This window comes from Morganella morganii (genome assembly GCF_041099235.1).
Classification (GTDB): Bacteria; Pseudomonadota; Gammaproteobacteria; order Enterobacterales; family Enterobacteriaceae; genus Morganella; species Morganella morganii_E.
On sequence record NZ_JBFZSO010000001.1, the window covers coordinates 516,619 to 535,542 of the forward strand.

Annotated in this window: 25 protein-coding genes and 1 tRNA gene; 9 read left to right on the forward strand and 17 right to left on the reverse strand. The window is 47.1% G+C overall.

Annotated features, from left to right (window positions below; genetic code table 11):
- Positions 1-9: 9 nt before the first annotated feature.
- On the reverse strand, positions 10-768 hold the full coding sequence (gene mlaA / locus AB7038_RS02555) for a phospholipid-binding lipoprotein MlaA (protein ID WP_004239833.1): 759 nt from the start codon (positions 766-768) through the stop codon (positions 10-12).
- Between the two features lie 182 nt (positions 769-950).
- Here mlaA and proC point away from each other — a divergent pair, with 182 nt between their 5' ends.
- Positions 951-1,760 (forward strand): pyrroline-5-carboxylate reductase, encoded by an 810-nt coding sequence (proC, locus tag AB7038_RS02560; RefSeq protein WP_369452690.1) that lies wholly within the window; start codon positions 951-953, stop codon positions 1,758-1,760.
- A 65-nt stretch (positions 1,761-1,825) separates the two neighbouring features.
- Here the strand turns inward: proC and AB7038_RS02565 are convergent, their stop codons facing one another.
- Positions 1,826-3,160 carry a D-serine ammonia-lyase gene (locus AB7038_RS02565; RefSeq protein WP_369452757.1) on the reverse strand — a complete coding sequence of 445 codons (1,335 nt, stop codon included), beginning with the start codon at positions 3,158-3,160 and terminating at the stop codon, positions 1,826-1,828.
- A 12-nt stretch (positions 3,161-3,172) separates the two neighbouring features.
- Positions 3,173-4,510: a D-serine transporter DsdX gene (gene dsdX / locus AB7038_RS02570; RefSeq protein ID WP_369452691.1), complete on the reverse strand. Its 1,338-nt coding sequence runs from the start codon at positions 4,508-4,510 to the stop codon at positions 3,173-3,175.
- Between the two features lie 218 nt (positions 4,511-4,728).
- On the opposite strand from dsdX, the gene dsdC reads away from it, so the two are divergent.
- A complete protein-coding gene (dsdC, locus tag AB7038_RS02575) occupies positions 4,729-5,694 on the forward strand; it encodes a DNA-binding transcriptional regulator DsdC (RefSeq protein WP_369452692.1) in 966 nt (321 codons plus the stop codon).
- 192 nt (positions 5,695-5,886) lie between these two features.
- Positions 5,887-5,961: transfer RNA gene (locus AB7038_RS02580), tRNA-Arg, on the forward strand.
- Between the two features lie 409 nt (positions 5,962-6,370).
- On the opposite strand, the gene lysC is transcribed toward AB7038_RS02580, so the two are convergent.
- The 4 genes from lysC to AB7038_RS02595 form a co-directional block, all read right to left on the reverse strand.
- Positions 6,371-6,646, reverse strand: a complete 276-nt coding sequence (gene lysC, locus AB7038_RS18170; RefSeq protein ID WP_072868703.1) for an Rz1-like lysis system protein LysC — start codon at positions 6,644-6,646, stop codon at positions 6,371-6,373.
- Positions 6,534-6,911 carry a hypothetical protein gene (locus tag AB7038_RS02585; protein WP_349418220.1) on the reverse strand — a complete coding sequence of 126 codons (378 nt, stop codon included), beginning with the start codon at positions 6,909-6,911 and terminating at the stop codon, positions 6,534-6,536. The genes lysC and AB7038_RS02585 overlap by 113 nt, the downstream gene beginning before the upstream one ends.
- An 86-nt stretch (positions 6,912-6,997) precedes the next feature.
- On the reverse strand, positions 6,998-7,474 hold the full coding sequence (locus AB7038_RS02590) for a lysozyme (RefSeq protein ID WP_072868707.1): 477 nt from the start codon (positions 7,472-7,474) through the stop codon (positions 6,998-7,000).
- Complete coding sequence (locus AB7038_RS02595; protein WP_072868710.1) at positions 7,464-7,658, reverse strand: phage holin family protein; 195 nt, start codon at positions 7,656-7,658, stop codon at positions 7,464-7,466. The genes AB7038_RS02590 and AB7038_RS02595 overlap by 11 nt, the downstream gene beginning before the upstream one ends.
- 877 nt (positions 7,659-8,535) lie before the next feature.
- Here AB7038_RS02595 and AB7038_RS02600 point away from each other — a divergent pair.
- Both AB7038_RS02600 and AB7038_RS02605 read left to right on the forward strand, forming a co-directional pair.
- Positions 8,536-9,243 carry a LexA family protein gene (locus tag AB7038_RS02600; protein ID WP_186848860.1) on the forward strand — a complete coding sequence of 236 codons (708 nt, stop codon included), beginning with the start codon at positions 8,536-8,538 and terminating at the stop codon, positions 9,241-9,243.
- A gap of 144 nt (positions 9,244-9,387) precedes the next feature.
- Positions 9,388-9,582, forward strand: coding sequence for a hypothetical protein (locus tag AB7038_RS02605; protein ID WP_368888868.1), 195 nt, complete (start codon positions 9,388-9,390; stop codon positions 9,580-9,582).
- Positions 9,583-9,611: 29 nt separating this feature from the next.
- Here the strand turns inward: AB7038_RS02605 and AB7038_RS02610 are convergent, their stop codons facing one another.
- Positions 9,612-9,761, reverse strand: coding sequence for a hypothetical protein (locus AB7038_RS02610; protein ID WP_369452693.1), 150 nt, complete (start codon positions 9,759-9,761; stop codon positions 9,612-9,614).
- Between the two features lie 464 nt (positions 9,762-10,225).
- On the opposite strand from AB7038_RS02610, the gene nlpA reads away from it, so the two are divergent.
- On the forward strand, positions 10,226-11,041 hold the full coding sequence (gene nlpA, locus AB7038_RS02615) for a lipoprotein NlpA (RefSeq protein ID WP_368888870.1): 816 nt from the start codon (positions 10,226-10,228) through the stop codon (positions 11,039-11,041).
- Positions 11,042-11,081: 40 nt separating this feature from the next.
- On the opposite strand, the gene AB7038_RS02620 is transcribed toward nlpA, so the two are convergent.
- Positions 11,082-11,744, reverse strand: coding sequence for a CerR family C-terminal domain-containing protein (locus AB7038_RS02620; protein WP_369452694.1), 663 nt, complete (start codon positions 11,742-11,744; stop codon positions 11,082-11,084).
- A gap of 33 nt (positions 11,745-11,777) precedes the next feature.
- A complete protein-coding gene (locus AB7038_RS02625; protein ID WP_369452695.1) occupies positions 11,778-13,049 on the reverse strand; it encodes a M24 family metallopeptidase in 1,272 nt (423 codons plus the stop codon).
- A 41-nt stretch (positions 13,050-13,090) separates the two neighbouring features.
- On the opposite strand from AB7038_RS02625, the gene AB7038_RS02630 reads away from it, so the two are divergent.
- The 3 genes from AB7038_RS02630 to AB7038_RS02640 all read left to right on the forward strand — a co-directional run bounded on the left by AB7038_RS02630 (position 13,091) and on the right by AB7038_RS02640 (position 14,001).
- On the forward strand, positions 13,091-13,237 hold the full coding sequence (locus AB7038_RS02630; RefSeq protein WP_369452696.1) for a hypothetical protein: 147 nt from the start codon (positions 13,091-13,093) through the stop codon (positions 13,235-13,237).
- A 129-nt stretch (positions 13,238-13,366) separates the two neighbouring features.
- Positions 13,367-13,537 carry a hypothetical protein gene (locus AB7038_RS02635; RefSeq protein ID WP_004235050.1) on the forward strand — a complete coding sequence of 57 codons (171 nt, stop codon included), beginning with the start codon at positions 13,367-13,369 and terminating at the stop codon, positions 13,535-13,537.
- Between the two features lie 245 nt (positions 13,538-13,782).
- Positions 13,783-14,001 carry a hypothetical protein gene (locus tag AB7038_RS02640; protein ID WP_004235049.1) on the forward strand — a complete coding sequence of 73 codons (219 nt, stop codon included), beginning with the start codon at positions 13,783-13,785 and terminating at the stop codon, positions 13,999-14,001.
- Positions 14,002-14,365: 364 nt separating this feature from the next.
- Here the strand turns inward: AB7038_RS02640 and AB7038_RS02645 are convergent, their stop codons facing one another.
- The 7 genes from AB7038_RS02645 to AB7038_RS02675 form a co-directional block, all read right to left on the reverse strand.
- Entirely contained in the window at positions 14,366-15,241 is an 876-nt protein-coding gene (locus AB7038_RS02645; RefSeq protein WP_369452697.1) for a sulfite exporter TauE/SafE family protein, read from the reverse strand.
- A 107-nt stretch (positions 15,242-15,348) separates the two neighbouring features.
- Positions 15,349-15,534: a YegP family protein gene (locus AB7038_RS02650; protein WP_004235045.1), complete on the reverse strand. Its 186-nt coding sequence runs from the start codon at positions 15,532-15,534 to the stop codon at positions 15,349-15,351.
- A gap of 118 nt (positions 15,535-15,652) precedes the next feature.
- Positions 15,653-16,141, reverse strand: a complete 489-nt coding sequence (locus AB7038_RS02655; protein ID WP_368888874.1) for an N-acetyltransferase family protein — start codon at positions 16,139-16,141, stop codon at positions 15,653-15,655.
- Between the two features lie 67 nt (positions 16,142-16,208).
- Positions 16,209-16,430, reverse strand: coding sequence for a YdcH family protein (locus AB7038_RS02660; protein WP_004239807.1), 222 nt, complete (start codon positions 16,428-16,430; stop codon positions 16,209-16,211).
- Positions 16,431-16,583: 153 nt separating this feature from the next.
- A complete protein-coding gene (locus AB7038_RS02665; RefSeq protein WP_369452698.1) occupies positions 16,584-16,979 on the reverse strand; it encodes a hypothetical protein in 396 nt (131 codons plus the stop codon).
- Between the two features lie 584 nt (positions 16,980-17,563).
- A complete protein-coding gene (locus AB7038_RS02670) occupies positions 17,564-17,872 on the reverse strand; it encodes a DUF3088 family protein (protein ID WP_368888876.1) in 309 nt (102 codons plus the stop codon).
- Between the two features lie 428 nt (positions 17,873-18,300).
- The gene (locus tag AB7038_RS02675) at positions 18,301-18,873 is read right to left on the reverse strand and encodes an RBBP9/YdeN family alpha/beta hydrolase (protein ID WP_369452699.1); all 573 of its coding nucleotides are present in this window, start codon (positions 18,871-18,873) and stop codon (positions 18,301-18,303) included.
- Positions 18,874-18,924 lie beyond the last annotated feature (51 nt).

Here is an 18,924-nt window from a genome sequence, read left to right on the forward strand (position 1 = left end):
ACCAGCACATTATTCGCTGTCGATAGAATCCAGTTCATCAGCAATCGCTGCCGCATTCGGGTTTTCCTGCACTTTCAGTGCGCCACCGGAAGCCAGGAAATCATTACGCTGGAAGTAGGCTTCACGCATCATCAGATACGGATCGCTGGAGTTATGCAGCACCCCTTCCGCATCCAGTGCCTGAGCACGGTTATCAATCCCTTCGATAGCCCATTTACCGACCCCCATCCAGATAGTCAGATAACTCAGCATCGGATATGTGGTATCCAGCCAGTCGCCGCCATCCACACGCGGCGTTGCGCCACCATAACCCGGAATCACCACATACGGACCATAACCCATACCATAATAACCCAGGGTATTACCAAACCGGGCCGGTTCTGTTTTCGCCAGTTCAGGGTTCGCCATAGACGCGACATCAATCAGGCCGCCCAGGCCAAAGACCGTGTTGAGGAAGAAGCGGTTAAAGTGCTTAAATCCCTGGTAAAAATCCCCGCGCAGAAAGTTGTTGACCATACTGGCCGGTTCTTCGAGGTTACCGAGGAAGTTGATGGTGCCGTTTCGTGCCGGTGTCGGCACATAATCACGCCAGGCAACCGCCACCGGTCTGAGCACGTAAGGATCCAGCACGTTATAGTTAAAATTGAACATTGAGCGGTTAAATCCTTCGAGCGGATCACTGCGCGTTCCCGGTGTCTGATCCGAACTTGCGCACCCGCCAATCAGCAGCACCGCAGCAAGTGTCAGGCCACTTACCTGATACTTCATATGTTTCTCCATGCCAGAACGTGAGCAAAATTTACAGTTTCACGTATTTATAATAGGTCAATATTACCCGGATTTTGTATATTTGTGTATGTAAATCATGCCGAAATTACCGGGTTACCCCGGCGGTGCAGAGTGGTATCCTGCTCTTCCGGTCAGTCTTTATCAGCAATACAGGAGCCATCATGAATAAAAAAGTCGGATTTATTGGTTGCGGAAATATGGGGAAAGCCATCCTTAACGGCCTGATTTCAGGAAAAATTATTTCTCCCGATACTGTTTTTGTGCATAACCACAGCCCGGCCAGTACCGACCGCGTGGCGCAGGAGTTCGGTGTTCACGGCGAGGCACAGGCTCAGCGGGTGGCGGAACAATCCGATATTATTTTTATAGGTGTAAAACCTTATGCCGTTCCCGGTGTATTGCGTGATATTTCCCCTTGTCTGAAAGCGGATACCCTGATTGTTTCGATGGCCGCCGGTGTCACACTGGAAGTTCTGGAAGCCGCCCTGCCGCCATCATCCAAAGTGGTCCGCCTGATGCCGAACACCCCCGCGCTGGTCAATGCCGGGATGACATCCGTTACCGTGAATGGTTATCTGACAGATGCAGAAACTGAGCTGGTGATGTCACTGTGCCGCAGTTTCGGCCGCGCTGAGTTAGTACCGGAATCACTGATTGATGCCGTGATTGGCGTCAGCGGCTCCGCTCCTGCATATGTTTTCATGTTTATTGAAGCAATGGCAGATGCGGCTGTGGCCGGCGGTATGCCGCGTAAACAGGCCTATGAATTTGCAGCACAAACCGTTATGGGCGCAGCAAAAATGGTTCTCGAAACTGGTAAACATCCGGGTGAACTGAAAGATATGGTCTGTTCGCCGGGCGGCACCACAATTGAAGCGGTCACCAAACTGGAAGAAATGGGTTTACGTCAGGCGGTGATAGCCGGTGTCCGCAGCGCGACAGAAAAGTCACAGGAAATGAGCCGTAAATAATCACCTGATACCGGAACCGGCAACAATTACGCCGGTCCCGGTCTGTTCAGTTAATCACCGCCCTGTCAGTTACCTCTGGCCTGTGATAAATATTTCTGCATCTCATCTTCCGGAACCATGCCGCCGCCGGTTGCCCAGACCAGATGCGTGGCATTTGCCATCACTTCCGGTGTCAGGGCGTTAGCCTGTAAATAGGCTTCATTCCGGGTCACATGCACACAACCGGGCATGCCCGCTAACGCGGAAGGTTCCAGCCTGATGGCTTCAGTCTGATCAAGCAATCCTAACAGGCTATACATTTCCGCATCATCAATAGTGTAATAACCGTCGATCAACCGCTCCATTGCCCGGCCGACAAATCCGGATGCCCGGCCGACCGCGAGACCATCTGCCGCAGTAATATTATCAATACCGATTTCCTGAACAGAGACGGCATCATGAAGACCGGTATGCACCCCGAGTAACATACAGGGTGAATGCGTCGGTTCTGCAAAGAAACAATGTACCGCATCCCCGAATGCCAGTTTTAATCCGAAGGCAACGCCTCCGGGCCCCCCGCCGACACCGCAGGGCAAATAGACAAACAGCGGATGCTGCTCATCAACGGTAATTCCCTTTTCGGCAAATTGCTTTTTCAGCCGCAGCCCCGCCACCGCATAGCCCAAAAAGAGTGTGGAGGAGTTTTCATCATCAATAAAGAAGCAGGACGGATCTTTTTCCGCCTCTTTACGCCCCTGCTCCACCGCAATACTGTAATCCTGCTCATACTCAACAACATTGACACCATGAGAACGTAATTTGTCTTTTTTCCATTGTCTGGCATCCGCAGACATGTGCACACTGACACTGAAGCCCAGTTTCGCACTCATAATACCGATGGACATTCCTAAGTTACCGGTTGATCCGACGGCAATACGATACTGACTGAAAAACTGCCTGAATTCATCAGAAAATAACACCGCATAATCATCACCGGTTGACAGCAACCCGGCTTCCAGCGCTAATTTTTCCGCATGAGTCAGCACTTCATAGATCCCGCCGCGCGCTTTTATTGAACCGGAGATTGGCAGATGACTGTCTTTTTTGAGATACATTTTCCCTGTCAGCGGAGTCTGATAACGCGCCGCAAGAGCGGCCTGCATATCAGGAATCGCTACCGTGTCAGATTCAATGATCCCCTGCATGGCCTGCGTTTCAGGAAATGCTTTCATCAGATACGGGGCAAAGCGGGCTAAGCGGGCCTCCGCGTCCTTCACATTCTCAAGCGTCAATCCCACATACGGTAAACCCGCTTCCGTGGTCGTTACGCCGGGGTTAAACCATGCCACCTGTTTTAAATCAATCAGTTCCTGAACTAATGGATAGTCAGCAATTAACTTTTCAATATTAATCTGAGTCATCATTACTCTCTTTTAAATCACATAGGAAAGTGCAAAAGTGCCGGCCAGCGCGACAACGGACGCAATCAGCGTGGCAACACTGTAATAACGAAACGTTTCCGTCAGCGTGGCATTGCAATATTGTTTAACCAGCCAGAATAAGGAATCAGTCACAATGGTGCAGCCGATTGCCCCGGAGCCGATAGCCAGCGTCATAATTTCAGGGCTGATGTGCGGGTACAGCGGCATCAGCGGAGCCACGATTGCAGTCGCGCCCATCATGGCAACCGTTGCTGATCCGACTGCGGCATGAAGAATGATAGCCACCAGCCAGGCAAGTAAAATAGGATGTATATCGATACCGGACAGCACCAGCGCGAGAGAATCACTCAGCCCGCTGCCTTTCAGGATGCCGTTAAATGCACCTCCCGCCCCGATAATCAATAAGATATTCGCAATCGAGCTAAAGCTCTCTTCCGTTTTGCTGAGCAGCACGCTCATTCCCATATTTCGGCGGATACCCAGGACGTAATAAGCGGCAAACGCGGCGATAAACATCGCAGTTATCGGATTACCGATAAACTGTAAAAAGGTGAATAACGGGCTATCTTTGCTCATGTTTAAATCAGCGGTTGTTTTAATCAGCATGAGCACAATCGGCAGCAGAACCGTAAATAGCGCCGCGCCTAATGAGGGTAAATCTTTTTCTTCACGCACTTTCAGGTCAGCAAACGCAGCCGGCACAACTTTGAACGGTAAACGATCTCCCAAAAATTTCAGGAACAGCGGTCCGCCAATCAGTGAAGCAACCAGCCCCACTGCTAACCCGGCCACAATAACGGTGCCGATATCCGCACCGAGCTCATTGGTGACAAACAACGCTGCGGGATGCGGCGGAATAATGCAGTGTACGGCCATCAGCGCTGTACATAACGGAATCGCCAGTTTTAATAATGAGGTATTTGTTTTTTTGGCAATCGAAAATGCCAGCGGGATCAGTAACACAACCCCGACCTCAACAAACAGCGTGATACCACAGATAAGGCCGATCAATATCATAGTGACATCCGGACTTAACCAGCGGCACTTTTCCAGCGTAATCCCGATTCGCTCAGCAGCGCCGGATATTTCCATCATCTTTCCGAGTATGGTCCCCAGTCCGATAATCGCCGCCAAAAATCCGAGTGTCCCGCCGATTCCGCTTTCGATGGCGCTGACCATATCCTGCGGTTCCATATTCATGGCGATACCGACAAAAAAGCTGGTGAGCAATAATGCTAAAAACGGATGAAACTTAAATTTAATAATTGAAATAATGATCAGCAAGATACTGAAAACCAGCGTGCCGATCATCCACATTACAGAGTCCATATCCTACCCCTGGTTATATTGTTGTTGTGCATTCATTGGATAATAAATATTCAGGAGTGACAAACGATGAAACCAGGGCTTTGGATTAGCTGTATTAACTCAAATGCGTGACATTCGTCAAAATCAGCACTTTTTTCGTGAATTGCATCATATAAATTCACCTTAAACGCAGTATTCTTTATGCAAAAAACATCCTGCGTAATAAAAAGAGAGCGAGTATGTCATCAGATATAAACCGGTATGAACCATCAGGATCCCTGCGGCGAAACAAGCGGGTATCAAGCCATCAGCTGTCACGTCTGCATACTTTCGAAGCGGCGGCACGGCACAGTTCATTTGCTCTGGCAGCACAGGAACTGGCGCTGACGCCTGGTGCGGTAAGCCACCGTATCAACACCCTCGAAAGTGAACTGGGTTTCCGGTTATTTGAGCGTTTTCACCGGCGGGTTGAACTCACATCAGATGGTGAACGCATCTACTGGGCATTACGGAAAAACCTGGATGATATAAACCAGGAAATTATTGATATCAAAAATCAGGAAATTTCCGGCGAGTTAACGGTCTATTCCCGCCCGTCACTGGCGCAATGCTGGCTGATTCCGGGGATCGCGGATTTCACAGAGCAGTATCCTGCTATTCAGCTGAACCTGCTGACAGGCAATGATGATGTCAATTTTCGCGGCTATGGCATTGATATCGCAATTTATTACGATGATATATCAAGACCTAATCTCTGTTGCGAAGATTTGATGTCAGAATCGATCGTGCCGGTATGCAGCCCGGAATATGCAAAACGCTATGAGCTGCATAACAATATTCATCAGCTCAGGAACTGTATGTTATTGCATGACCGCCAGGCATGGAGCAGTAACTCGGATTACGACGAATGGAAAGCCTGGAGTGAACACTATCAGCCTGATTTATTCCCTCACCGGCGCAATCTGTGTTTTGATCGTTCAGATTTGGCGATTGTGGCCGCGATGAATCATGCCGGTGTCGCGATGGGGCGTAAACAACTGGTGGAAAAACGTATCCGGAGCAGGATGCTGGTAATGCCCTTCGGCGATATTTCACTGACATGCAGTCAGCGATATTACTTTGCTATGCTCGGAGACAGGCGCAATCCGAAAGCAGATATTTTTATTTCGTGGCTAAAACAAAAGGTTACGAAAACATTACCATAAATATAATCAGACACCCCGGAGCCCGCAGGTAATGCACTCAATCTGTACATCCGGGACCGGCGCACCACATAAAAAATGCACCGGTAACCGGAAACGGAGAAAAAACAAAGCGGAAATAAAGACTTGATAGAATGCGGGGTTGAGCGTTAACATATGACCCGCCGCAAAACCGGCCATACCATCAGACATCATGTCCTCTTAGTTAAATGGATATAACAAGCCCCTCCTAAGGGCTAATTGCAGGTTCGATTCCTGCAGGGGACACCAGAACACCATTCCTCTGTCCGTGATCCGGCAGTTATAATCTATCCTCCGGATAAAAAAGCCCCGCTGTTTAGCGAAGCTTTGCTGATTTAATGCTTAAAACTATTGCTGCATCAAAAATCGATCGTAATCCCATCTGTAAATGTTGGTGTTGTTGGTGTCAGCGGTGTCTCCGGTGACGGTGTTGTTGTTGCCCACGGTGTATCCGGCGGTGTACATGTCGGCGTTACCGGCGGACACGTCGGTTCCGGTTTTTCCGGCTCTTTACATTCACACCCGCATTTGCAGCAGTTATTAACAACAATGCTGATAACCGTTTGCCCATCCTCACAGCACATTTCCTTTGTCACTTCTGTCATTTTTTAGTCCTCAAATAACATTGTTCAACATTGAACTGTTTAAATATACAGCATCATTGAAATGCCTTATAATCCGCTCCGGAAGCCCGTATTTGCTCAAACTCCCGTATCGCCCGCTTATCGTGATTACAGTCCGCGATTGTTTTCATCGCATCCGTCAGCAACAGGATCGCGCCGCCGTAAGTCAGTTCATCGGGGATAACCGGCAGCGGGCAGTCAGCGAGAAGATGAGCCGGAACCGGCACCACCGGCGCGGGTACGAATATCTCTTTCGTATTGCTGCAACCCGCCGGTAATGCCACCAGGCACAGGAACGGCAGCACATTCATCCTCTTTAAGTACGGTTTTAATAATTGTCTTAACATTGATATGTTCCGCCTCCTCCGCCTGCTTTGCTCTGATATTGCTGAGCGCAATATGATGCCCGGCCATAAACATCATCCGGGTCAGATTATTGACAGCCAGTTGCCGGTCATACTGATCTTTCAGTATCAGGTAATTACCTTTTGCACCGCTGTACAGATGCAGTGTCAGCAACAGGCCGGTCAGTATCACAATGCAGAGACCGGCCAGTATTTTTGTCAGCATATTCATAGGGTTTCACACTGATAGTGGATAACAGCCGCCTGCGGATGTCCCGGCAGCGGCTGACAGTATGAGAATCGCAGCAATGATCAGCACTACAGGGTTGCACGACATACCGCATTCTCCGTTTCACGCCGGTTAATCAGCCCCTGCCACTGCCGGCCGCCGGCAAATGTCCAGCGTTTCATTTCCTCACAGGCACCGGCAATATCACCGTTGTTCAGTTTTCGCAGCATCGAAGAGCGGGAAAACGCTCCCGGACCGACGTTGTAAACAAAGGAATAGATGGCCGCCCGGGTGGTGTCATCAACCGACACTTTGATCATCGGATCAACCGCACGGCGGATTTTATCCAGATCACGATGCAGCAGCGCCCGGCATTCATCCGCCGTATAAATCTTTCCGGCCTGAATATCACTGCCGGTATGCCCGTAACAGACAGTCAGCACCCCGGCCACATCGCGGTAAGGCCGGTATTCCACCCCTTCATAAGCCGGAATCAGCACCAGAGCGGCAGAAATTGCGCCGCCTGCTGCTGCGGCAATCACTTTTTTGCTCAGATTATTCTTCATGGTGATCTCCGGCTTTTATCTGAAACTCTTTCCGCCGGTAATACCAATTGATAAAAAATGTACCGATGGTGCAGATAATCCCGATAAGGACTGCCCACTGATCCAGCGATAACACACCCAAAACGGAAGTGATAAGCCCCCAGGTATATGCTGCGGGCCCGGAATATTTATCTGACATGCTCATATACACTCCCTTGCAGAGTGTTCCGTAAATATTATTGAAAGGTAAACTCAGATAATGTATGAAATATAAAAATTAATGTAAAATCGTTTCCGGTTCTTTATTTCTTACTGCTTTTAACCGTGAATCAATATCGGTAATTGCAGAACGTCCGAATCCCGGTGAAATAAAGGCTTTATTTACCACCCGCCCGCAGAATTTAATCCGTTTCATTCCCTTTGACGGACATTTCATTACCGGTTCGGGTTCAGGTTCTCCTCTTATTTCAAGGACATAGCGGTACAGACGCGTGACAGCATACGGTGCCACCGCATATTGTGGTATATAATGCCGCCCCTGCTTAACCATCCCTATTTTTATCAGACTGCCGATTTTATGCAGGATCGTGGTATATGTGCGGATAAAGATTTCAGATGTCTCCGTATATCGCGCAGCATCACTGTTGGTAAAACAATCATAATCCCGGCAGGCCCGGATAATATTGACGTATATTTTAAGTTTTTCCTCAGTCATAATATATCCTCTGAAGTATCATCCTGTAATTACCGGTTGCGCCGCATATTAAACGAGGCCGTGCCGGATGTTATTAAATAAAAATAATGTGCAGGGCAAATTTAAATAAAGTTACTGAACATAAATAGTGCCGGAGAATACCGGCGACCATCCCGCTTACGGGATGCTTTTTTGATAGCGATGCATTCAGCATCGCCGGAGCCTGTTCACACCTGTGGCGTGATTCCGGCTGTTGGTGCGCATTTTTCAGCGCAGTCTGTTAAAGAGCGGGACAACATCACTGTTGACAGACAAATAATACCATAACTATTAAACATGTCAATATCTTTAGTATTGACAAAAAATCTGATTTTGGTATTAATATTGTATGAATGAAAAACGACAACTGACGACAGAACAGCTGGCAGACTGCCGAAGACTGAAAGCTTTGTATGAGTCAAAGAAAAAAGAGCTGGGTATCACCCAGCAGAGCATTGCTGACATACTGAATATCAGCCAGGGCGCCGTCGGTCACTATCTTAACGGCCGTAATGCATTGAATTTACAGACAGCAAGTGTGTTTTCCGCACAACTCAATGTCCCTATTTCTGATTTCAGCCCGTCTCTTGCCGCAGAGGCACAGGCACTGAGTGCCGCTATTGACAGCAATATTTCCGGCCTTCGCCCTTACAAACCCTCCCCGAGATATCCGTTAATCAGCTGGGTACAGGCGGGTGCCTGGAATGAGGCGAATGAAGCTTACGGGTTGGATCAAATCGACGAATGGTATGAATCGGAAACCCATGTTCAGGGAGCCGCATTCTGGCTGAGAGTCGAAGGCGAATCCATGACCGCACCGACCGGCAAGAGTGTGCCTGACGGTTCACTGATCCTGATCGACACCGGCAAAGATTCCGAAAACGGTAGCCTGGTCGTCGCAAAGCTGACGGATTCCAACGAAGCAACGTTCAAAAAACTGGTGATCGATGGCGGCAACTGGTATCTGAAAGGACTCAACCCGACGTGGCCGGCCATGAAAGTTAACGGTGACTGTAAAATTATCGGTGTTGCCGTTCAGATGATGATGAAACTGTAATCATCTCCTGCCGCCCTCCCGCCGGAGGGCATTTTACTGATTACAACCAATATCTTTAGTATTTATTTTTCAGGAAAAATAATACCTCACAATAATACCATAAGTATTTTTATACTGATAACTCAGAAATAGAGGGAGGTAAAAATGAGTTGCCGCGGATATCAGTGCGCCAGAGCCCGCCGGGCTGCACGCAGACAACAACTACAGGCGGAATACCGGCTCAATGCAGCGCTGAAAGCCGCCATCAACGGAGAATGCAATGAAAAACCGCCGGTCTTATCTCTGAACAGACATCCGATGGACAGAGTCACAAAAGCACTCTCTGTCCGCCGCACTTAACTCTGTAAATTCGTCCGGCATTGACAACATTACCCGACCGAATGCAGTTTGACGTGTGAACCGGGATATTCCCGCTTACGCTGGTTATCAGCTGCTTTGTAGCATTCAGGATACAGTGCCATATCAAAAGCGACCCGCTCTACCGGATTATATTCTGGTGAAAAGATTTTATTTGGCATATTATTGCTTCGTTTATCATTGATAAATAACAACATGCATTACTTATCATTATGCAGGCTTCCGAAATGAGTATATCGGAATATTTGCCTGAACAGGTCAGTAACTGCGTATTTGTTCAATACAACGGCCATTTTCCGGTTTGCTATATTCTTTTTTTCTCATCATGATAACTTTCGGATATTAATGTGCGATCTGTCACACTTTGTCATGGTTTGCTGACAAATCCCGATAATACATTAATCAAGCTTTAAAAAGCCGGACACTACTACACATCCGCTCCGGTATAGTAAGTTCATCCAAGTAGAGAGTACCCTGAAGAAATGTTGTGATTATGCCCGCGGATTGCGGGCTTTTTTTTATTTCTGTCAAGATGAAATTTTTGCATCACCCTTCCCGTTGACCTTTCTTTCATTTTACCGCTATTTACTGGTACATACTTTCAGTAAACAGAATGGTGAACATAATGAAAAAGCAACTCTCTCTGTTTTTTTCCGGTGCCGTTTTAGCACTGGGATTTTTACTGTCAGGTTGTGATAAGGGCACAACTGACATGACAAAAATTAAAGTTGGTGTGATTAATGGCGCCGAGCAGGATGTGGCTGAGGTCGCCAAAAAAGTGGCCAAAGAAAAATACGGGCTGGATGTCGAACTGGTCGGTTTCAGCGGTTCATTGTTACCGAATGATCCGACGGCCAATGGTGATCTTGATGCCAACGTCTTCCAGCATCGTCCGTTCCTGGCTCAGGATAATAATGCCAGAGGTTATAACCTGGTCGCCGTGGGGAATACCTTTGTATTTCCGATGGCCGGTTATTCCGATAAAATTAAAAATATCAGTGAATTAAAAACCGGGGATACCATTGCCATGCCAAATGACCCGACAAACCTGGGTCGCGCATTATTATTAATGGAAAAAGAGAAGCTGATTAAATTAAAATCCGGCACCGGTTTATTACCGACCGCGCTGGATATTACCGAAAATCCGCTGAAACTGAATATCATGGAGCTGGAAGGCGCTCAGTTACCCCGTGTGATTAAAGATCCGAAAGTTACAGTCGCCATTATCAGTACCACCTATATTCAGCAGACTGGTTTATCACCGGTAAAAGACAGTGTGTTTATCGAAGATAAAGAATCACCATACGTTAATATTATTGTGACCCGTGAAGATAATAAAGACGCGGAGAATGTACAAAAATTTATTAAAGCTTATCAGTCACCGGAAGTTGCCAAAGCCGCAGAAACGCTGTTTAACGGCGGCGCCGTTCCCGGCTGGTAATCACGACAATACAGTGCCGGATACTCTCCGGCACTGTCATTCACGCCTCATCCAGTCCCAGTGCCCGGCAGGAAAGCAGTACAATCTGACCGGTGATTTCCGCCAGTTCATCCTCACTGACAGATTCCGCTTCACTGCGGCGCAGATACGCTTTCTGTGCCACCACAAACCCCAGAATCTGCCCTATCAGAGCATGCGCCCTGATAATGGTTGCTTTTGTTTCCGCCTGAGGATCCGCAAGCTGTGCCAGCAGGGAGAGACGCTGATGAAAAGGTTCAATAAATGACTGATAAATAACATCATAATTTTCAGTCTGCTCCAGCTGTTCCCGCAGGATCAGTGTGCCATACAGAGCGTGTTCAGGCGATAACAAGGCCTTGCACAGCCCTGTGATCATACTGACCAGTACTGTTTTCAGTGCTGTTTTGCCCGGCTGCGCCTGTGCCGTCAGTGCCTCTGTGGCAGCATCGATCCTGCTGACATCCGTCACCGCGGCCAGGTCATCAGTGATTTTCCGGATCACTGCCGCATACACGCCTGACTTACCGCCCAGATGATACGGAATAGCTGACTGATTCACACCCGCCTCTTCCGCCAGCTGCCGGGTCCGGACACCACTGACACCACTGAGGGCAAACAGGCGGATCCCCGCCTGTATCAGTTTTTCTCTGGTCTGCTCTGAGGAGAGCGTATGTTTATTCATCTTTTCCGTCATCTGCGGGATTCACCGGTTTAATCAGAGATCAGCACGCATCAGCCGGGTGGAATTATCATTAAGCTCAATTCCGCCGTTTTTCCCGACAATGACCGTACCGCCAAGGTTACACAGATGATAACCAAAGGCACAATTCGGTTCAAATGCAAAGCTCATCCCCGCTTTCAGCACCAGTTCCCGGCCGGGATTCGGCAAACGCTCCACTTTACGGTAACGGGATACCAGCGGCAGAGACTCAATGCCCGGTGCAGTACCGAAACCAATCGGGCCGTACGGATTGATACTGTGAATAAGCGGGTGAACGTGCCATCCTCCGGAGGCCAGCAGCGGTTTTTCCATTTCATCCACCACTTCTCCGAATGTCACCCCCTCTTTCAGATACGACACACCAATGTCATAACATTCCCGGGCAACCTGTGCAGCTTTTTCCAGTTGCGGGTGAATTTTTCCGACCGCAACTGCTGCCTGATGCTGCGTTTCATACATTCCGTACAAAGCAAAGATCTCTGACAACACAATATCACCGCGCTCAATTTCTCTCGGTTTTTGTGAACGGTACTGCCAGGCAGGCTGTCCCCAGCCGATATATTCCGGGCCGGACCCCATCAGGATCTCTGCGGTAAACCCTCCGGCGGATAAACAGGTGGCCGTCACCGCCGCTGCAATATCCGCTTCACTGCTTCCGGGAACGGCTGTCATACGCATCGCTTCGCTCATGGCTTCACCGATAGCCGCAGCGTGACGGATATGAGCCAGTTCTTCTTCACTTTTCACCGACGCACGGACAAAAAAGTCACGGTAAACCGGCACAATCGCCGCCTGCGGATACGCTTCTTTAATTCCGGTCAGGGTATTGAACGGCATCGCACCATCAAAATAGAATGGCGGATACGGCTCCAGCCCGATCACCCCGATTTGCGCCGTCGCCGGTACATTCATCTCCCGGAGCAGTGCCCCGATATTACGTCCGGTTTTACCGACCATAATCTGTGACGGCGACAACCACTGATTATCCCCGCGTAATGCGGCCTGCATATGATCGGCAATCATCATCGGCGCAAATGTCACCACAACCGGGTCATTGTCCTGATAAAAGATCACCACAGATCCGAGGCGGTCATTGGTAAAATAGTGATCCACGCAGAACGGTGCCGGAGCAGCAGATTCCCGGTCACCATAAACAATCAGAACATCCAGATTACGCTGGCGCATGATGTCACGCGCCAGATCCCAGCGGCGATCCCGCTCCTGTAAAGAGAACCCGGCCGGTATTGCTGTATTAACTGTTTTCATAAGTCACCATTATTAATTCATTTGAATGAATTAATATAGTAGTGAGTGATCTGAAATACGTCAATGACAAGATCCGGATCAACACCCGGCTTCCCCGCTACGCGGTGCTCGTTCACCCGATGGAAATGCGCGAAGGCGGATTATGCAATGTGGAAAAACGGATTTTCTTATTTAACTTTTCACAATAATCCTCTCCGGAAAAAAGAAAATGAAGACTCCCTTAATTCTTTATGATGAACCGGATTAATTCAATTTAAGCTATTAATTACTATTTTTTCTGATAATAGTAATAACACAGGCGCTGTAAAGGAAAAACAATGAATACAAATCAGAGTGATATCGATAAAGCCGCAGCAAAAATCATCAAAGGCATGGAGCGCATTAACCGCTTCGCGGATAATTACACTGCATATCTTTCAGAAAAAGACAAGATGCAACTGGTCCGGCTGACAGAAGAATTACAAAAAAAACTTAATCCGGGAAAGTAATAAATTTATTTCCTGTTGATGATTCGTTTAAACTCCAAAAAACACCAACATAACAAACTGATTTTAAACAAAAAACCTCAGATCATTAACTATGGTGAAATATCAGGATTTGTCAGTTTTTTGGAGATTTGAAAATATTGCCACTGTTTATGTATATCCCGTTGTGCGGCGAAAAAAACAGGAATATGTTTCATCCATACCCGCTGAGCAGGTATAAATACTCCCGTAATCCTGAGGATATCATAATGAAACATTCAGCCCTTATTGTTGCAACTCTGGCCGGTTTATTCTCTTTCGGTGCAATGGCATCGACTCCGGCACCGGCAGTTTCCGCTGCGCATTCCGGTATTACCGCCACTAAAGCGGACAGCCATGCGAAAGCCGTAAAACATGAAGCAAAAGTAAAAAGTGAAAAAGGGAAAAAAGCGAAAAAAGTTAAAGAGGAAAAACAGGGCGCAATCTGATCATTATAACGGTGTTATCCGCGGATTAAACCGGCGCCATACCGGGGCCGTAAAAAAACCTCCCGTTCACGCGGGAGGTTTTCCTTTCTTCTTCATTACCCGTCATCAAATCACTAACGCAACAATAAAGATAATGAGTGCCATGCAGGTGAAGAAACCAATAGGGTATACCATCGTACTTTTCGTCATTGGTGACATGATCGAATCTCCTGTAAACCTTACTTAGTATCTGACAAACAAAGAACCCGCAGATATTTAAGGACATCCGGAGATATAAGTAAAGCTGATAGATCACAAAATCAACCGGCAACCCGTACTCTGTTAATTTGCTGCATATTATTACTTTTCGGCGGAGATATCCTGCTTACTGTACAATCACCATCACCAGCAGCACAAATATCAGCAGTGCCAGATAAGATTTAGCATAGAGTTTATCCGGGATCCGGCCAATCAGCGGCGCACTGAGTTTCTGCCCCAGCCAGGAACCGGCAATCAGTAAAATAAAAGCCTGAATATCCACATAACCGGCAAAACCGCTGCCGAATCCCGCCGTCTCATGGCGGGCCAGCAAAATATAAGTCAGTGTACCGGTCAGTGCCATCGGCAAAGACAGCGGATTGGCCATTGCTGTCGCCTGTGCCATTTCCGCACCACGGCGGCGCATAAGCGGAACGGTCATCACACTGCCGCCCACCCCCAGAAACGCTGCCACCACACCAATCACAGTACCGGCTGCCGCAGTAGTACCCGCTGACATTATCCGCAGATGAGATTCTGACTGCGTCATAAACCCGGGGCGGAAAATACTGTCCAGAATAGTGATGGCAAGGTAAGCAATAAACATCCACTTAACCCATATCCCCTGAACCGCAATCGCCAGCAATGCACCAGCCACGGCACCGGCAGCAATATATCCCGCCAGCGGCCGCACCTGCGGCCAGTTAATCATTCCGGCGCGGTGCTGACGAAGGGTTGCCATTGATGCGCTGAATATCATCACCCCGGTGGATGTCGCCACTGCAATATGCATGGCCGCCGCCGCGGTATGGTTGTCTGCCGTGGTTGTTAACAATGCATAAAGCAGCGGAACAATAAAAAATCCACCACCAAAACCAAACAATACCGTTGTCGACCCGACAATACAGCCACACACAAATAAGAGTAAAAACACAGAAACCGCCCCGCTGAACATAATTGGTACCCATACTATAAACAGCTGACGGGCAATCTGCTTTTGCATGCGGGACAACCGGTATTGTATTTCAGCCAGGATGAATTCAGCAGAACAGGAAAAAGAAAAGGCCCGCTGATGTGCTCAGGGGCCTTAATAAATCTGCTGCTTATTGATCAGGTCAGATCTTTAATGACTTCAGAAGGGCCATTTTTCTGTACAGACGCGATACCATTCATTGCCCCCTGCTTTGAGGCATACATTTCGCTGGTGGCGATAATTTCATGGTTTCCGGCTTTAAGAACGAAATAGTACGGCTGCGGTGTATCTTTGGTTGATTTTTTTAACTCGTAATACCCCATAACAAGCTCCTCGGTTGAAAATCATGTTAATACGGCAAATCATAATGACGATTTCAGTATAGTCACTAATACGTAAAAACAGGAAATAAAAACCGGAAAAGATAAAATCCGCTGATATTCAGCGGCCAATCATCAGCAAGTAAGGGGTATTATCACAGATAAAATGACCGGCTTCTTTCATACCGGATTTCAGATGTGCACGAACCGAACGTTCATTATCCTGATTAATAAAGGCGACCGGTTTTCCGCTGTTTTCCGCACATAACCGCTGATACAGCGCCGGTAAAATGCCTTGTCCGCGATAATCCGCCGCAATACAGACCGGGCCGTAAAACCAGTTATTTTCCAGTAACTCACCGAATTGCCGCGAAATCACCGCTGTCACCGGCGATATTTGTGCGGACTGCACCGGAAAACTGAACACCACCCCGGCAATCACGTCATCATCCTGCGCAATAATCACCGTCAGTGCATGCGCAAACATATTTTCAACTTTCTTCAGGGGATATTCCCCCAGCAATCCGCCCTGCCGCGACTGCGCATTCTCCTGCAATAATGCCGCTACCTGCCCGCAATCTGTATTAACCATCTGCCGGTAACAAATCATTTATTCCTCCTTTTTTGTCGCTGTAAACAAAAAGCCACCGGATTAACCGATGGCATATTAAGGAAATTCAGTCATCTTCCGGCGGATCTTTAAGAAGCTGGTGGATTTCTTCTTTCAGGCGTAATTTCTGTTTTTTCAGTTCCACCACTTCCTCACTGTAGCCGCTTCTGTCTGATTTTTCCAGACGGGCAATTTCATGATCGAGTTGGTTGTGTTTATCAAACAGCGTGCGAAACTGATGACTATTCTGGCGAAGATGGGAAATCAAATCACGGTATTCCGGAAACATAACAACTTACCTCCTGTCAGTGACTATAGTGCCATCATCTGCGATTTCAGTTCGCAAATCAAAGGCCGGATTTAAAAAATTTGACATAGGTTTGCGGTTTAATACCGTATCCGTTTTGTACGAAGATTATGCAGCGACCGGCCGGACAACAAATCAGGTGGTTATTGTTAAGGTCATGCTGGCTGATGGTTTTACTTCATAGAGCTGTTTTTCACTATTCCAGACAAATTCCGGCGATGCATACTGGCCATATGCATAAGAAGGAAATTTCGCAGGCTTATAAGAAAAATCACTATCGATGCCGGTATTTCTGCTCTCCTTTAATCCGGCTTTAAAAAGTTCATTCTGTTTATTTCGGCTTTTCTCTGCATCCTGTTCAAATTTCGAATGCCCGGCAAGCATATAGGTCGGCTTACCGGTCGGCTTATTCATAAGATTTTCAGGTGTTTGTTTGGTGGCGACGGTTAATTCCGCGTTAGTTTTATTGCCTGCTTCAGCACATCCGACAAGAAGACATAATGACAAATGAGATATAACTACATAATGCATAAGGTTAATTCCTGATAATTGAACCCAGGCATTATTACATAAGATTATTTTATATGTAAACACAATGAAAAATAACATCACGTTATCAACTGATAATACCACCTGATGCTAAGTAAAATATAAAATGAATTCCACCACCATTACTTCTATCTATAAAACAAATAACTTAAGCTTATCCATTTAGCAGACGATTGCTTCGCAAAAATAAGTCTTTTAATATTTTAATCAGTTATAAGGATTTCCTGTTCCCGCTTGTGAGATTATTGCGTTCTGCTATACGCCCGCACAAACATATTCGTCATATATAAGCTGATACTGATAGGCCTGAGCATTCCAATGCTGTTTATTTCAATATGTTGCGGGATTATGGGGGCACTTGGCTACGGTACTGTATTAATAAACGGGGAGCCAGTCACCGGTATTACGGCTCTGCCGGCTTCTGTGCTGATTGGGCGGTGTTTATTGGTGCGTTTACTGTTATTTCCGTCCTTTAAAAATAACCGTTATTGACTGATGTAAAGCCGGATAAGACACAGAAAAAGCCTCACCGAAAGTGAGGCTGATTTCTGGTGTATCGATGACGCTTACGGATGTTTTGCAGGACATCCGTTTGTCATGGCAAATTCGGCCAGAATACCATCAACGTCATTAATAAATTTTTGTCCGTCCGCGAAAACTAATACAGGCAATGACTGGTTTTCTTCCCCGATAAGCTCCACCAGCAGTTTTCTTGGTTTTTCAAAATCAACATAAACAACATCTGTTGATTCACGCAATTCAGGATTCGTGGCAAGAACGCCTTCTAACAGCGTGCAGTCAGGGCAAAGAAAGAGACTACCGGGATAATTTAAGTCAGAAAATCCCATTTTTAAAAGATACAGTGTATTTTTCATGTGTTCCTCCGGTTTGTTATAGAAATAATCTACCATTCATCCGGCGGAAATAATTTCCATAACTCACTCAGATCCAATGAAAAAAAGGATAAATATTCTCTTTCCGCAAAACAGGTTCAGTAGCGGTCAAATACCTCATAATCAGGGCGCTCCCCTCTCATAACAGCCCGCTGCTGTTCATGCACCGGTGCCCTGTCAGCCCTTTTCTGCTCCGCTGTACGTGAATTTTTATGGGGTTGCGGCCACTCCGTTTTGTTGTGCCCGACCTCCGGCCAGGTGGAACATCCTGTCAGCACGGCCAAACAAATCAGTGAAACAGCAGCTTTATGCATAACATATTACTCATTTTAAGATGTATTCCGGAAATTTATCAGACCCGGATGGTTATAACAACCATATGAATAATAAGGAATAATATAAATTGCATTTCAGGAAACTGAAAAGACAGTTCTGAATATATTAAGCAGCGCCGGAAACTCAGTATATCCTTCCCTGTCCAGAAAATGTCCGGCGTTATTTTCAATAATAACCTGAGTCTGCAACGACTCCGCCAGCGTTTTCGATGCCTGCGGGCTGACCACCCAGTCGTCAGAAGATATGACTGAAATTCTTTTATCGGAAATCGCAATCAGTTTAGTGTAATCCGGCGGATACTGAACATGCGCCTCCAGCTCAGGTAATGTTTCCTGACTGCAATCAAAACCGGAGACTAAAATATAGCCACCTAATTTTGTCCCTTCCGGAATATGTTCAGCGATATATCGCAGTACCGTAATACAACCAAGACTGTGTCCGACAAAAATTGTATTTTCATCCGCGATTAGATTGTTGCCGATAAGGCATTGCTGCCATTTTTGCGGATCAGGAGAATGCGGTTCCGGCATCGCAGGAACGGCAACTGTGGCACCAAGCAATTCCAGCTCTTTTTTTAACCACGGAAACCAGTTATCTGCCGGTGATGCAGTATAACCGTGAACAATAATAACGTTTTTTCCTTTCACTCTCAGCCCCGGTCTTCAGGTTGAATTTTCAACATACTGATTTTATCAGAT

Bases quoted from the DNA above. Each gene is read 5' to 3' on its own strand.
- mlaA (WP_004239833.1), bottom strand. From the start codon at position 768: ATGAAGTATCAGGTAAGTGGCCTGACACTTGCTGCGGTGCTGCTGATT.
- proC (WP_369452690.1), top strand. From the start codon at position 951: ATGAATAAAAAAGTCGGATTTATTGGTTGCGGAAATATGGGGAAAGCC.
- AB7038_RS02565 (WP_369452757.1), bottom strand. From the start codon at position 3,160: ATGACTCAGATTAATATTGAAAAGTTAATTGCTGACTATCCATTAGTT.
- dsdX (WP_369452691.1), bottom strand. From the start codon at position 4,510: ATGGACTCTGTAATGTGGATGATCGGCACGCTGGTTTTCAGTATCTTG.
- dsdC (WP_369452692.1), top strand. From the start codon at position 4,729: ATGTCATCAGATATAAACCGGTATGAACCATCAGGATCCCTGCGGCGA.
- lysC (WP_072868703.1), bottom strand. From the start codon at position 6,646: ATGAATGTGCTGCCGTTCCTGTGCCTGGTGGCATTACCGGCGGGTTGC.
- AB7038_RS02585 (WP_349418220.1), bottom strand. From the start codon at position 6,911: ATGAATATGCTGACAAAAATACTGGCCGGTCTCTGCATTGTGATACTG.
- AB7038_RS02590 (WP_072868707.1), bottom strand. From the start codon at position 7,474: ATGAAGAATAATCTGAGCAAAAAAGTGATTGCCGCAGCAGCAGGCGGC.
- AB7038_RS02595 (WP_072868710.1), bottom strand. From the start codon at position 7,658: ATGAGCATGTCAGATAAATATTCCGGGCCCGCAGCATATACCTGGGGG.
- AB7038_RS02600 (WP_186848860.1), top strand. From the start codon at position 8,536: ATGAATGAAAAACGACAACTGACGACAGAACAGCTGGCAGACTGCCGA.
- AB7038_RS02605 (WP_368888868.1), top strand. From the start codon at position 9,388: ATGAGTTGCCGCGGATATCAGTGCGCCAGAGCCCGCCGGGCTGCACGC.
- AB7038_RS02610 (WP_369452693.1), bottom strand. From the start codon at position 9,761: ATGCCAAATAAAATCTTTTCACCAGAATATAATCCGGTAGAGCGGGTC.
- nlpA (WP_368888870.1), top strand. From the start codon at position 10,226: ATGAAAAAGCAACTCTCTCTGTTTTTTTCCGGTGCCGTTTTAGCACTG.
- AB7038_RS02620 (WP_369452694.1), bottom strand. From the start codon at position 11,744: ATGAATAAACATACGCTCTCCTCAGAGCAGACCAGAGAAAAACTGATA.
- AB7038_RS02625 (WP_369452695.1), bottom strand. From the start codon at position 13,049: ATGAAAACAGTTAATACAGCAATACCGGCCGGGTTCTCTTTACAGGAG.
- AB7038_RS02635 (WP_004235050.1), top strand. From the start codon at position 13,367: ATGAATACAAATCAGAGTGATATCGATAAAGCCGCAGCAAAAATCATC.
- AB7038_RS02640 (WP_004235049.1), top strand. From the start codon at position 13,783: ATGAAACATTCAGCCCTTATTGTTGCAACTCTGGCCGGTTTATTCTCT.
- AB7038_RS02645 (WP_369452697.1), bottom strand. From the start codon at position 15,241: ATGCAAAAGCAGATTGCCCGTCAGCTGTTTATAGTATGGGTACCAATT.
- AB7038_RS02650 (WP_004235045.1), bottom strand. From the start codon at position 15,534: ATGGGGTATTACGAGTTAAAAAAATCAACCAAAGATACACCGCAGCCG.
- AB7038_RS02655 (WP_368888874.1), bottom strand. From the start codon at position 16,141: ATGATTTGTTACCGGCAGATGGTTAATACAGATTGCGGGCAGGTAGCG.
- AB7038_RS02660 (WP_004239807.1), bottom strand. From the start codon at position 16,430: ATGTTTCCGGAATACCGTGATTTGATTTCCCATCTTCGCCAGAATAGT.
- AB7038_RS02665 (WP_369452698.1), bottom strand. From the start codon at position 16,979: ATGCATTATGTAGTTATATCTCATTTGTCATTATGTCTTCTTGTCGGA.
- AB7038_RS02670 (WP_368888876.1), bottom strand. From the start codon at position 17,872: ATGAAAAATACACTGTATCTTTTAAAAATGGGATTTTCTGACTTAAAT.